We start from the raw sequence: 13,384 nt of genomic DNA on the forward strand, positions 1-13,384 counted from the left end.
AATTATGCTGAAAGAGTGGCCCAAAACGGAAGTGCTTTGGGCCTCGAGATAGGTTAGCGATGCAAGCGAATGACGTCGCCTTCGAGCTTTTGGTGAGAGATATCTAAGTTTTGCTCGATAGCTGCTAAAAGAGTGTCTACGTCTTGAGTTTTAAATAGGCCGGCAATACGCAGCGCTTTGATGTCATCGTCACTAAATTCAAAAGCGTATTGAGTGTAGCGGCTCACTTCTTGTAGCGCGTCTTCCAAGGATTCTCCACGAAAGATTAAGCTGCCCTGTTGCCACGATAAATTGGCATTCATGTCCTCATTACTGATTGGCGTAACGTCTGCATTTAACTCTCCGAGCTGCACCATTTGCCCTTGGCTAACGGCCAGTGAGCTAGTGGGGAGTGCTACGTTGTCCAACATTAACGGGTTTTGAGCGGGATTTTCTTCGGCTACAAGTACCTTACCGTCGGTAACAATGAGTTCTACTTCAGTATCTTGAATCTCTACATTAAATGCAGTACCGACCGCTTGAATTATCTGACCACCCGCATAGACCGACAAGGGTTGCGCTTTATTATGAGCAACAGTGACGTGTAACTCCCCGCGCTCTAATTCAAATAAGCGTTGTTTGTCGGTATAGGTGACTCTGACTTTACTGTCGGTGTTTAGTACTACCTTAGTTTTATCTTGCATGTAAAAAGTGGCTTGCTCACCCAATGTGGTTTCAAACTCTTGTTGAACAATAATCGATTGGGCTGGAGATACCTCTTGGCCAAGTTTAAAGAACACTCCACTTACCAGCATGGCAACGAGCACAAAACTGGCAGCCATAGCTTTAGCCTTGGTGCCCCAACCATTTTGCTCAGGTTCTGCTTCTGGCTCTGGGAATACTTCTGCGAGGGTACTAACTGCGTCCATTTTGTCCCACAACTTGGCGTATTTAAAAAATAGCGTGTGGTGTTGTGGTGACTGGTGTAGCCAAGAGCGAAAAGCTTTGCTTTCTTCTGGGCTGAGTTCTCTGTCGATTTTGACTATCCAATCAATGGCCTGATCTTCAATACTGGCAGTATTGAGGTTAATAACGTTGTTCATGCACGATTCCCCCTTGCGACTGCCTGACGTTTGTTCTGCGTGGTACTCATTGTTGATGTGTCGAACTGAAGCATATAGCTGGCACAGCGTTTGAACCCTGCTGAGATATGTTTTTCAACGGTGTTTTCGCTGATGTTCATTTTGCTGGCGATTTCCTTTTGTGAGTAGCCATATACTTTTTTCAATACAAACACCTTTCGGCATTGCACGGGGAGTTGTCTAATCGCTTCACAAAAATGGCCAAACTCCTCACAGCTTGCCACTTGTTCAAAAATGCCATCGGGCTCGTCAAACTCTGCTGTGTTGAATTGCCACTCTTCACCAATGTCTTCCGCTAAGCGAGTTTCCGCCCGCTTGAGGTGATCAAAGGCAAGATTGCGTGCAGTCTTCATCAAAAACGAACGTGGTTGCTGTATCTCATCTTCATGTCCCAACTGACAAACCCGCACATAGGTTTCTTGCACTATGTCTTCGATTTCTTTTGGGGGCACAATACGAGACACCATCCTGACAATGCTGTCTTTCGCGGCAACAAATACTTGATGCATGGTGGACTGTTCAGTAACGACTTTGTGCATACTCGCTCGTTTTTGGTGGCTTCATTTTCTGTTCACAGTGTCTATGACGATTGATGTTAAATAATCCGCCATAGAATTTAATGTTTTTTTAAAGAATTTGGTACAAGTTTGATAGGCAACGTATGTTTTCTATCGACAAAGTACACTTGAGAATAGAGTTTTATTACATGATGGCCTAAACATGATGTTTGTAATTTTATTGTTAACTTTGTTATGGTCGAAACACTGGGCTCTATGGCTTTAGCTTGCCTGCCTTGTCAAAAAGGCTGTGATTGCTAGCATGTAATCAATTGAATTAAAACAATAATACACATAACGCTAACGTGAAATGACACCTAGAATTCAACCGCTTTCAAACCCAAAAAGTTCACTGCGAACGACGTTGTCGCGGGTGGGTTTTGCAGTTGCGTTGGCATTCAGCAGTAATACAGTTGTCGCTCAATCCGCAAATACTCAATCTTTAGCTGAAGGGCCTTACTCACAAACCGTTACGGATTTCTCCATTGCTTCAATGCCTGTAGGAGATTCGCTCATTGCATTTGCTCAGCAAGCCAATTTAACTATCATTTTTCCTTTTGAGCGTGTGGAAGGCATGCAGTCTGCTGCGGTTTATGGCCAATTTTCACCGCAAGAAGCATTGCATAAATTGCTTGAGGGGACAGAGTTAGAAGCAACCTTTAGCAACAAAGGCGTAGTCTCCATATCTGAACGTAAAGTTGAGCATAATGTCGACATTTTATCTGCAATTAAGTCACTTTTAACCGATGATGGCGACAAAATGCTCACGACACCTGAGCCGTCTCCACCCCAAATTGAGTACGTCAAAGTGCGAGGCATTCGAGCCAGTGTACAACGTTCGCAAGACGTAAAATATCATGCACTAGGCATTGTAGATTCTATTCAAGCGGAAGAAATCGGTAAGTTTCCAGATTTAAACTTGGCTGAATCGTTACAGCGGATCACTGGGGTGTCTATTGACCGGTCCGAAGGTGAAGGGCAGTTTGTCACAGTGCGAGGATTTGGACCTGAATTTAACGCTGTGCTCATCAACGGGCGTAAGTTACCTACCGATAATTTAGGGCGGGAATTTAGCTTTGATACTTTACCCTCGGAGTTGGTTAGTGGTGTGTCTGTGTTTAAAACAACCAACGCAAGTCAAGTCACCGGTGGTGTGGGTTCTGTTATCGATATTCAAACTGCTCGCCCGATGCAAGCCAGAGGGTTTAAGGTGTCGGGTCATGTCAAAGCTATGTATGACACCAATCGTCGGTCGAGTGCTCCCCAAGGGGCCGTGGTGCTTAGTCACAGTAATCAGCGATTTGGCTGGTTGGTGTCATTATCCCATCAGGAGCGGGAAGCGCGTATTGACGAAGCGCAGATAGATGGATGGTTACCTAATACTGATGTTCCGCCAGAGGAATTGACGACCTCAGCGCCCCATTTGTTCGTGCCGCGAAACTATGACCATAGGGTACGTTTCGATACTCGCAAACGCACTAGTGGTGCCCTTGTGATGCAGTATCGTCCCAATGCTGATGTCGATATCACCCTCGACTATGTGGCGTCGTCATTTGATATTCAGACCGACTCCACGTCTATGGGGCATTGGTTTACCTCTAGTAATCTCGAAGATGTGTTGACCGATGACAATGGCACTGTAGTGCATTTTAGTCAGCAAGTCGGTCACGCCACAGATTTTCATGCACGCACCTTTAACCGCCCTTCTAAGATGGATGCCGTTGGATTTAACATCGAATGGCAGGCGACTAGAACACTGGCAGTTGAGCTTGATATTGGAAGTGCAAAGAACACTATTGACGATACCGCTGGTGGTGCGAATGCACTTACACTTATTGGTTATTTGAACCGCTCGACCTTTGATCATACCCTCGGCGACACTCTGCCAACCATCTCGGGTTTCGCATCAGCAGACCCTACTATTGTCAATGCTGAGGGCAGTGCTGCGGGTGTAGCGAACTACCTTGACCCAGCCAATGGGCGGGCACATGTCATGTTACGACGAGGATGGGAAATAGAAGACACGGTAGACCAAGTACGCTTTGATGGCGTGTATTCCCCCCGTGAGAGTGGTTCACTACTTGATGTTCAATTTGGTGCCATGTTTATTTCTCAAGAGAAGCAAAATAACCGTTGGGATAATGAGGCAAACGCTGTTCATTGTACTTACTGTGGTTATTTTTCTAACCCCGATATTCCCGACAGCTTTCAAACTGTTTTTAATACAGGGCAGGACTTTTTAGCCGGTATAAGCGGACACAGCGCAGCACCAAAAGTATGGCTAAGGCACAACGGTAACCAGTTACTCGATTATTTGGAAAGTGTGGATGGTGTGAGTTTCGCCCCTGTATTAAGGGATAGCTCTTTCGCCGTGAAAGAAGATATTACCAGTGCCTATGCACAATTTTTGTTGAATCATCAACTCGGCGACATAGAGATAGAAACCCAAGTGGGAATGAGATACGAAGCTACCGATACGCTGATTACAGGATTTGCATCTCAACTAGAACGACTGGAAATTCTGGATCAAACTGAGCTTGCACCCATTACCGTAAATACCCAGCCTGTGACTCATCAGAATAACTATCGTCATTGGTTGCCGAGTGTGCAATCTAAATGGCAGTTAAACGATGATGTTGTGATGCGGTTAGCCTATGCAAAAACCATTACTCGTCCGACGCTGACACAAATGTCACCTAGCCTTATTTTTAACACCACCCGACAAGGGGGAGATCTTCGCGCAAGCCAAGGAAACCCTATGCTCAAACCCTTCGAAGCGAGCAACATCGATGTTTCGTTAGAGTGGTATCTTAGTGCGCAAAGTTATGCGTCTTTGGCTTACTTTAGAAAGTCGGTGGATAACTTTATTGTGAGTAAAGTGGAGCAAGAGCCCTTCGACAACGTGGTGGATCCTAGCTCGGGCTCTGATGCTACGGCGCCTGATAGTGAGGACCAGCTAGCTCTTTTCGATGTTACTCGCCCAATCAATGGGCAAACAGCGGTGGTCGATGGGCTCGAGTTAGCGCTGCAATATCAGTTTAATAATGGCTTTGGCGTTATTGCCAACACTACGCTCATCAACAGTAATGCGGAATTAGATAGAGATGATTTGAGCCAAGCCTTTGCCCTTACCGGGCTGAGTGACACACAAAATGTCATTGTGTTCTACGACAGCCAACCATTGCAGGTGCGCTTGGCGTGGAATCGGAGAGGAGAATTCTTACAATCTTTGAATCAACGTCAAAGCAGTGAGCCAACCTACGTAGACAGTTACAGCCAAATTGACGCCAGTGTCAGTTATGCCCTTAGCGATAACATGAGTGTGTTTGTTGAAGGTATTAATATTACCGAGGCCTCGGTACTCAAACACGGGCGCTATGATAATCAGCTGCTTCTTGCTCAGTCTCCCGGAGCTCGCTATTCGCTTGGGGTCCGAGGTACTTTTTAACTTAGGGTAAAAAGGGCATTTCCAGTGAGGCGTTGATGGCCAGACTGAACGATATGCTTGTCATTCACTAATCCAGTGTGCAGCACGTGTGCTGGGTACAATACCGCACGATTAAACTTGCCTTCGACTTTACTCTGCAATGCAAAAAGAGGGTGGTCAGACTGTAAATAGGCCTGTTTGGGTTTTCCCGATTTGTAAATATCGTCATTTAACATGCGTTGATAGCGCTGAAGTGATTGTTTTGTGATTGCTTCTAGTCCTGAGCTTCGGTGACGAAAAAAGCCCGTTCCGCCCAGTGGCGCATCAAAAAGATAATGCACCAGCGCCCATTGCGTAGGTTGGTCTGATTGAGGATCGGTATCCTGAGCAATATCAAAATGTGGGATGCACTGAATGGGTAGTAGATCTTTTACTGGCGTGTTAGCCCTTGAATACAAACAAAAAGGAGAGGTGGTTTGTTTGACGTTGGTATCAACCGCACGTTGAAATTTCAATAGAGGTAGTGCCACGTCGTTCATCATAGCACTAAGAAATACAGTGTACTCAGTACTCGCTTTTGCGCGGGCTCCGGGATAGAGATCTTGGCTTTGATGAGTAAACTCGGCACAGTCTTTTATCGACCCAATGAGCTCATGTGGCGCTGGGTGAAAGTTGTCCATGATTAAAACAGGATGCTGACCTTGCCCCCAGCGTACTAACTGCATGTTGCCTTTGGCCTCGCCGTGACTCATTGTTTGGCGTCCTCAGGCTACTGCTGCATCCAAGGATTCGGCGCGCTGTCTCGCTGGTTCTTCTTTTGAATCAAACCATATATTTGTCCCAGCGATGCTACCTGCGTATAGGCGGCTTGTAAGTAGCCGTTGGCTTGAAGTTGGACTAGCTGATGTTCGTTGAGTGCGTTTAACTTGTCTTCATCAATACTGTACAGGCCTTTTATCGTCTTGCTCTCACCAGAGGCCAATGTGATTTCAAGGGCCAAGGGTACAAGCAAGTCTAGCGCGAGTAATACTTCGATAAATGCCGAGGTTTGCTTTTCACCAATGAGTAATTCAGAGAGTTGTTCTTGCGCGTTCACTAATACGGGCGACGCACTGCCGTCGGCGTTGAAAATAGCGTCGCCCTCTTCGGTGTTCAGTATCTGACTGTCGGTATCAAAGCAAATCACATAGTCATTGTTTTGAGTGTCGTCACTGCCGACGAAAAAGGGGTGTCTACTCACATTTAACGGAATGTACAGCGCATCAAATTCAGCGTTTTGCCAAAATAGGTTTTCCCCTTCCTCAAAACCGGTAAGGCAAATACAGGTAAAGGCGCCCGTGTCTGCATGTTTGGTAAATAATATGGGGAACTGCACCACTAATTTCATAAATTCAGAGACTACAACGGGGATCATGTGCAAATCGGCCCCCATCTCTTCAACTTTGGCGCTATTAAGCTTTAGATGTTTATGTAAGTTTGCGTCAAGTGCTACATGTGCAGTCATAGGAGTGTCCTTTAAATGGCTTGTAAGCCAAAAGCTTTGATTTTATTAATGAGCTCGCGGTTGGTTGGCAACATATCTACCGCTTTGGCGATGTTCATTTTATTGAGATGAAATTGCTCTTTCGCTAGTGCCATTTCAGCGTCGTTGGTGCGGTAAAGCGATAAATCAGTTTTGAAGCCCATACCGTAGAGTACGTATTGATAACTAGCCGCAGGAAATACCTCATTGTTGCTGGTAAAGTCGTGATCGTAGGGCGGGTGATAGCGCCACAAATGCATCAACTCTTTAAGTGATTCGGGAATAGAGTGTGCAGCGCGGTTTTCCTGCCAGAAAGCTTCTTCACGTTGGCTGGGTACATAATGTAGCTTGAGAAAATCGACGATTCTCAGCCAGCGATAAGTAAAAGTGTCGTTAAAGCGCTTAGCTATTATGTCCATTACACTGCGACAAGCGGGGAGTTGCTCGGCAATCATTTGTGCAGACAATTCAACGAGGACCAGCGAAGAGGCTTCGAGGGGCTCAACAAAACCCGCCGCTAACCCAACGGCAACACAGTTTCGGTGCCAAAATTTGTCTCTGTATCCACTGTCAAAACTGATTTTCTTCACCGATAAATCATCAATATTCCGACCAATATAGCGGCTGAGATCAGCGTAAGCTTGGTCTTCGCTGGTGAAGGCACTGGAATACACATGACCAATACCTCTGCGGTGCTGTAATCCGATATCCCAAATCCAACCGGCTTGTTGGGCAGTTGATATAGTATGTGAGGCGATAGGATCGTCTTCTTGTTCGTAAGGTACTTGAACGGCTAATGCGTTGTCGACAAACAGTACATCGTTACAGGAGTTAAAGGGTATCTGGTAGTGCTTGCCAATGAGCAGTGCGCTAAAGCCAGAACAATCAATAAATAAGTCGCCAGCAATATCCCCAGCTTGCTCGGTTGTCACGTGGGCTATGTCGCCCAATTCGTTTTCGGTCACGCTGCGCACATCGGCAAGTACATGTTTGACGCGTAAATTACTAGTGCAGTGTTTTTGCAGAAACTGAGAAAACTTCCCCGCGTTAAGGTGGTAGGCGTAATTTGCAACAGCGCCATATTGTGGGTTGCGAATGGTTTTTGGGGCTAGCCCCTTTTCGCACAGTGCTTCCTGAAAACACACGGCGTCAGAAAAAGATTGAGACACACCTTGTTGTTGCCAATGAGGCACTAGATTAACTTTGGAGAACCCTTGGGGTAACACCAGAGGGTGATAGTAAAAATCCTCCTCGATATTTTTGCTCCACTTGGCAAATTTTGCCCCTTGTTTGAAACTGACATCACATTGATTGATAAAGTCGTCTTCTCGGATCCCGAGTTTTATCAAGGTTGAGCGCATGGTCGGCCAGGTACCTTCTCCCACGCCCACAATAGGGACATTAGGCGATTCTACTAAAGTGACTTGAATAGCCTGGTTTTCTTTGTGCTCAGCGGCTATACGACCTGCGGTTAACCAACCGGCAGTACCTCCACCTACAACAACGATATGTTTTATTGATTCAGTCATATGTTTCGTTCCTAAAAACGGGCTGGTAGCTTAGGGACACGACTACCAGCCCAAGGAGTTACTCGTTTAGAAGCTACCTCTTACACCAAATGCCCATCGGCGTCCGCTGTCTTCAGCCAGAAGCAGGTGGTTGGCATAACGTCCACGCTTGTGCACGAACTCTTCTGTTAAGTTAATACCTTCAAAGAATATAGATACATTCTCAGTAACATCATAGCTGCCGCTAATATCCAACTGGTGATAGGCTTCAACAATCGTTGGGCCGTCACCTTGTACTTGGGTTAGCGACTGTACAAACTCGTCACGCCAGTTCCACGCTAAACGCGTTTGGAACGGGCCACTTTCATAAAAGGCCACTAGGTTAAGAGAATCACTTAAGCCCGTAACCGCAAAGACCTGATTAATATTTGCTGGGTCGAGTTCCGCATCGCTGTCGACAAAGGTGGCGTTGGCCATAAAACCAAAACCAGAGTCAAAAGAGTGTTGAGCAGCAAGTTCAAAACCGTCAACGCTGGCGTTTTCACCATTGTTAGGCAGGGTATTAGTAAATACCGCTTCAGCATCGTTTGCGTCTGGTGCACCCGCGTCACTGCCGGTTGATGGGTCTGTCAGTGTAGAGCCATCAGCTAATGTGAATGTTCTGTCTTCTTGAGAATTAACAATAAAGTTCGATACGTTCTTTTTGAAATAGCCGGCGGATAGGTAACTTGCTTCGCCGTAGTACCACTCAAGAGAGATATCAAAGTTGTCAGACTCAAAAGGTTTAAGCGCTGGATTACCACTGGTCGAAGTTAAGTCGCCGCCTTGGCGAGTCGTAGTGATTACCGTGACCGGTGACATGCTTTCCAGTGTAGGGCGAGTCAGTGACTTCGATGCTGCCATACGCGCTATCAAATCATCGGTGATTTCGAGTTTGAAGCTAATGTTTGGCAATATCGCATCGTAATCGTTACCTACATCAAAGCCTTGAGCGTCGCCAAATTGTGCGAGCATCTCTGTCTGATCCAGAATAGTAAGTCCTTGAATCGGGGCTTGCGTGCCAGTGACTGTTACGTCAGTGGTCTCTACTCGCAACCCTGTGGTGGAGTAAATAGGCATGTCTGCTAGTTCACCTTCAAATTCAAGTTCAAGGTACGCCGATAGTGTTTCTTCTTCTACTTCAAAGCTGTTGTTGCGACGTACAGCATCAAACGAAATACTCTCGCCATTTACGCTGGCGTAGTAGTCTTCAAGAAATGCAAAGTGTGCTTCGCCGTCATGGGCTAGCCACTGGGTGGGCATACGTCCACTGCCGCTCACATCTGACAAGAAATCACCGCCAGCATCGAAGATGTATTGTGATGCTGCAGGAATTTCAGGTAAATCAGGATAACCACAATAAGTACAATGGATACCAACGCCTTCGTTATCCCAACGAGTCAGCGTTTTAGTTTGAGAGGAATATTGAGCGCCAAATTTTGCACTGACAAAACCATTAGAGCCGCCAAAATAATCACCATCAATGCGGAATTGAGAAACTTCATCTTCTACCGCCCAGCCTCGGCGAAGCATAACGTGTGCACGGCTATTGGCTGTGTCTAAATGATTAGAGACACCGTCTGGCGCAATACTGGGGTCATAGGCAGCAAAACCATCTGTTGCATTACCTATAGCGCCATCAATTTCCTGCTGACCACTATAGATGTTAGCGTTGGCACCAGCGAACATGCTCGCATAAGGCAAGATGTTATCGTCTACTTGAAATCGAACGCGGTTCGCATAACCAATCAGTGAAAGTTGGTTTCCGCGCCCATTGTTTGCTTCGCGTTCAGCGGTTGAGTGAGAAAGGTCGAAGGAAAGATTTAAATCATCATTCACTTCCCAATCTACATTAAATCCAACCGAGGTGCTTTCCGTTAGACGATCAAATTTTTTGGCATGCATGTCAGTGGCTAAACCCACTTCTTGATACATGTCGACGATAGTGCCGTTGGCATCTACCGTTGGACGACGGCGATCGCCATTGTCATCAAATAGACTGCCATCATCTCCTACACCCTGGATATTAGGTGCAGTAAACCAGTGTCCGTAAGACGTAGCATCAGTTTCTACGTCAAAATCAGAGTAAAGTACGTCACCTGTAATAACCACAGAATCATTGGGTGCATACTGCAATACCAGGTTGGCGTTAGTTCGCGTACGTTCCTCAAAGGTGACTTTGTGGTCGTAGTTACGCGGTGAAAATACGTTTCCGGTCCAATCTCCACCAGACTGAGTTTGTGGATTGGGTACACCAACGTTCTCTAACCATCCGTCCATCTGGGCTTGGTTCAAACGGGTTTTACGCTGTTGGTGTGACAGGGCAAACAAAACACCGAAGGTGTCGTCATTAAAGGTATTGCTGATGAGACCAGATACTTGTGGTGTGGTTTCTTCGCTGTTCTCGTCGTAAACCCCTTTCACACTCCCCGCCACTTTAAATCCGCGAATGGCAAAAGGACGAGCTGTATTGATGTTAATGGTTGAACCCACGCCACCTGATTGCATTGTAGCTGTGGATGTTTTGTATACGTCTAAACTGCTGACAAGCTCTGATGCTATGGTGTCAAAACTAAATGCGCGGGAGTCGTTTTCAGAAGCGATTTGACGGCCGTTAACCAGCACGGTATTGAATTGAGGACCAAAACCACGCACTGTAATTAATTGGCCTTCACCGCCTGAGCGGTCAATTGAAACACCGGTAATACGTTGTAATGATTCTGCAAGGTTGGTGTCGGGGAACTTACCGATGTCTTCGGCAGAAATTGCGTCGACAACGCCGCTCGAGTCCCGTTTTACATCCATTGCTCGCGACATACTACCGCGAATACCGGTCACTTGAATCTGTTCAAATGCCGGGTCACTCTCTTGAGCATGTAGGTTCGGTGCTGCTGATGCTGCAAGTACCGTAAGCACAGCAGAAGCAAGTTTAGACTTTTTATACATTTTCCTGTCCTGTTAAATCCACAAGAGAAAAAACGTAACGTTTTTTCGTCTTGTTGAGTAAGTGGAGAGTGGTACCTGTCTCTGCACTCACGTTCGTGATTGAATGGCTTGATGCCGTCGCATCGATAACAAGGACGACGCAGAAATTATTTTCCGCCAATTTTTTTAACATTTTTTTACCATGAGAAATTTCAATCGACTTTAAAGCACGTCATATTGTTCCTATACATACTCGTGGTGGTTGGCTGCTTTTTACTGAGTTTTTCTATTGTATTTGCGATGTATTTTTTTCTTAGTGGTGTATGAATATTGCTCGAATGAATGTATTTCTCAGCTCCAAAGTAAAAATTATGTTAATTTTCAGCTCTCAAGTCGATGAAAAATAGGTATAAATAATTATTCACTCACTGTGATTATTTATTGTTCTGTATGTTTGTTATTCAATGTTGTATTTCAGATGCATTAGAAAAACTAATGCTTATGTGGGAATAATTCTCAATTGTCGAAATGAAATTCGGGCCTAGAATAGCCACCAAATTGTTTACCCAAATCTTTCAACGCTCACGGGAATTATTGTAATGAAAACTTTGATCGCTACTTTCGCACTTGGTCTTGCTTCTATGTCTGCTAACGCTATTGAGTTTGTAAACTCAGATGGTTCAGCACTTAGCCAAATTTGTATTGCTGCTGTTGAGTCTGACAAAGTACTTGACGCTGTAAGTGGTCAAGAGATGAAGCGCATTGCTTGTAACGATATGTCTTTGGAAGATTTTATTGCTACTTACCGTGCAACAGAAACTGTTGAGCCACAAAAGGCAGTTGCTTTTGAAAACGCTAACAGCACAGTAGAAGCGCGTTTGTGTATTGCTGCGGCAACATCTAACGAAGCATACACTCAAGAACTAAGCCGCATCGGTCGTAGCATAAACACTGCTACTGTTGCTTGTAATGGTGAGAGCTTGGTTGACTTTGCTAAGAGCTTCAACAAAACGTTCAACGGTTAATCCCGACCAAACCCATGTTGAAACGGACGGCGCTGAATTCAGCGCCGTTTTTGTTTGTAGTTACTCTTGAGGTAGATAGTCGTTAAATTGAACTACGCTGACACCGATCATGTTCTCAAGATATTGATCTAAATATGCTTTGTGACTCGCGCCAACAATAATTACGATATTGCCGCCAATGTGGCTGGCGACCACTCGCATGATGTTAGACGCCATATTGAGGTTTCTTACCTCCCAAAGTGCTACTCGTGCCAATGCAGGATTTACATCGAGATCTTTATCGATAAACATCCGCCACTCTTTGTCCAGTGTCTGCGAGATATATTCCTCGGAATTCATCCATGCATAAAGTGACAGCCAATCCCCAGTTTTCTCTGCTTCAGCGGCAAGAGCTACGGGCTTTGATACGTACTCACTGTTGGCAAATTCCACAGCGTATTCTGATGCTTTGTAAGAATCCATAAGTTGGGCAACTACCGTAGGATACATATCTTTATCTAAATGATCGTCGATGGGATAAAGTGTGTTGATCGCTGACGCTGTTGCAAGTGGATTTGCAAGATGATTTATCTCATTGTTCTTCTCGGCAAGTTGTTCTAAATAACGATTAATCTCCGGTGATATAACGTCGCTTCCTATCGGGGTGTTTAACCTCTGCCAGTGCAGCAACGCTACATATTTGTTGTAGCTCGCGATAGCTAGCGACACAGCCCGAGCGCGTTGTTCTTCTGACAGGTCACTTTGCGCCGTTAGCGCTTCTAGTTGCTGTATTGCTTGGTTGGCCGTTATACCCAATTGTTCTTGTGTTGCTCTGGCTAGTTTGATGAGTGCAGAGCCAACAAACCCTGTGATAACGTCTTGATAAGTGTCACCGCTATTTATCATAGTGATGATATCTTGCGGGCGAAGTGACTCTACACCTATTGCAGTAGGGTTAAATTTATTTATTGTATTCACTACTGATTGAAGTGAACTGGCATTCAACGGCGTGGTCACATTGCTGAGGTGGTAACTTCCTACGACCATAACTCTTGTTTGTGTGCGGGTGTTTTGTTGAAGGTCTTGAATAGTCGTTTTTGCAAAGATGCATTGAGATAGTAAGCAGCTACAGGCCACTATTATGTGAAAAGCATTCATGAATAAACTCCCTGTTATACCCGATGGTTATCGAGTGTTATTGACGTTCCATGGCAAATGAAGGGCAAATACTAAGTTGCATGTTTTTTAAACGCAACAATAAGGCGCTAATCTTTACTGGCA

9 protein-coding genes are annotated in these 13,384 nt (G+C 45.4%); 2 read left to right on the forward strand and 7 right to left on the reverse strand.

What is annotated here, in order from left to right; all coding sequences use genetic code 11:
- Positions 1 to 53: 53 nt before the first annotated feature.
- Positions 54 to 1,082, reverse strand: coding sequence for a FecR domain-containing protein (locus EYS00_RS01510; protein WP_130634805.1), 1,029 nt, complete (start codon positions 1,080 to 1,082; stop codon positions 54 to 56).
- A complete protein-coding gene (locus EYS00_RS01515) occupies positions 1,079 to 1,660 on the reverse strand; it encodes an RNA polymerase sigma factor (protein WP_130634806.1) in 582 nt (193 codons plus the stop codon). The genes EYS00_RS01510 and EYS00_RS01515 overlap by 4 nt, the downstream gene beginning before the upstream one ends.
- A 328-nt stretch (positions 1,661 to 1,988) precedes the next feature.
- Here EYS00_RS01515 and EYS00_RS01520 point away from each other — a divergent pair, with 328 nt between their 5' ends.
- Entirely contained in the window at positions 1,989 to 5,126 is a 3,138-nt protein-coding gene (locus EYS00_RS01520) for a TonB-dependent receptor (protein WP_130634807.1), read from the forward strand.
- On the opposite strand, the gene EYS00_RS01525 is transcribed toward EYS00_RS01520, so the two are convergent.
- The 4 genes from EYS00_RS01525 to EYS00_RS01540 all read right to left on the reverse strand — a co-directional run bounded on the left by EYS00_RS01525 (position 5,123) and on the right by EYS00_RS01540 (position 11,120).
- Complete coding sequence (locus EYS00_RS01525) at positions 5,123 to 5,857, reverse strand: DUF6445 family protein (protein ID WP_130634808.1); 735 nt, start codon at positions 5,855 to 5,857, stop codon at positions 5,123 to 5,125. The genes EYS00_RS01520 and EYS00_RS01525 overlap by 4 nt on opposite strands.
- 17 nt (positions 5,858 to 5,874) lie before the next feature.
- Positions 5,875 to 6,609 (reverse strand): SapC family protein, encoded by a 735-nt coding sequence (locus EYS00_RS01530; RefSeq protein ID WP_130634809.1) that lies wholly within the window; start codon positions 6,607 to 6,609, stop codon positions 5,875 to 5,877.
- Between the two features lie 11 nt (positions 6,610 to 6,620).
- The gene (locus EYS00_RS01535; RefSeq protein ID WP_130634810.1) at positions 6,621 to 8,156 is read right to left on the reverse strand and encodes a tryptophan halogenase family protein; all 1,536 of its coding nucleotides are present in this window, start codon (positions 8,154 to 8,156) and stop codon (positions 6,621 to 6,623) included.
- Between the two features lie 66 nt (positions 8,157 to 8,222).
- Positions 8,223 to 11,120, reverse strand: coding sequence for a TonB-dependent receptor (locus EYS00_RS01540; RefSeq protein WP_130634811.1), 2,898 nt, complete (start codon positions 11,118 to 11,120; stop codon positions 8,223 to 8,225).
- Positions 11,121 to 11,698: 578 nt separating this feature from the next.
- On the opposite strand from EYS00_RS01540, the gene EYS00_RS01545 reads away from it, so the two are divergent.
- Positions 11,699 to 12,124, forward strand: coding sequence for a hypothetical protein (locus EYS00_RS01545; protein ID WP_130634812.1), 426 nt, complete (start codon positions 11,699 to 11,701; stop codon positions 12,122 to 12,124).
- A gap of 60 nt (positions 12,125 to 12,184) precedes the next feature.
- Here EYS00_RS01545 and EYS00_RS01550 read toward each other — a convergent pair whose 3' ends face one another.
- Positions 12,185 to 13,261 carry a DUF5694 domain-containing protein gene (locus EYS00_RS01550; RefSeq protein WP_130634813.1) on the reverse strand — a complete coding sequence of 359 codons (1,077 nt, stop codon included), beginning with the start codon at positions 13,259 to 13,261 and terminating at the stop codon, positions 12,185 to 12,187.
- Positions 13,262 to 13,384 lie beyond the last annotated feature (123 nt).

The sequence above is a fragment of the Alteromonas sp. KUL49 genome (assembly GCF_006538345.1).
In the GTDB taxonomy this organism is placed as follows: Bacteria; Pseudomonadota; Gammaproteobacteria; order Enterobacterales; family Alteromonadaceae; genus Alteromonas.

Bases quoted from the DNA above. Each gene is read 5' to 3' on its own strand.
- EYS00_RS01530 (WP_130634809.1), bottom strand. From the start codon at position 6,609: ATGACTGCACATGTAGCACTTGACGCAAACTTACATAAACATCTAAAG.
- EYS00_RS01525 (WP_130634808.1), bottom strand. From the start codon at position 5,857: ATGAGTCACGGCGAGGCCAAAGGCAACATGCAGTTAGTACGCTGGGGG.
- EYS00_RS01545 (WP_130634812.1), top strand. From the start codon at position 11,699: ATGAAAACTTTGATCGCTACTTTCGCACTTGGTCTTGCTTCTATGTCT.
- EYS00_RS01535 (WP_130634810.1), bottom strand. From the start codon at position 8,156: ATGACTGAATCAATAAAACATATCGTTGTTGTAGGTGGAGGTACTGCC.
- EYS00_RS01550 (WP_130634813.1), bottom strand. From the start codon at position 13,261: ATGAATGCTTTTCACATAATAGTGGCCTGTAGCTGCTTACTATCTCAA.
- EYS00_RS01510 (WP_130634805.1), bottom strand. From the start codon at position 1,082: ATGAACAACGTTATTAACCTCAATACTGCCAGTATTGAAGATCAGGCC.
- EYS00_RS01515 (WP_130634806.1), bottom strand. From the start codon at position 1,660: ATGCACAAAGTCGTTACTGAACAGTCCACCATGCATCAAGTATTTGTT.
- EYS00_RS01520 (WP_130634807.1), top strand. From the start codon at position 1,989: ATGACACCTAGAATTCAACCGCTTTCAAACCCAAAAAGTTCACTGCGA.
- EYS00_RS01540 (WP_130634811.1), bottom strand. From the start codon at position 11,120: ATGTATAAAAAGTCTAAACTTGCTTCTGCTGTGCTTACGGTACTTGCA.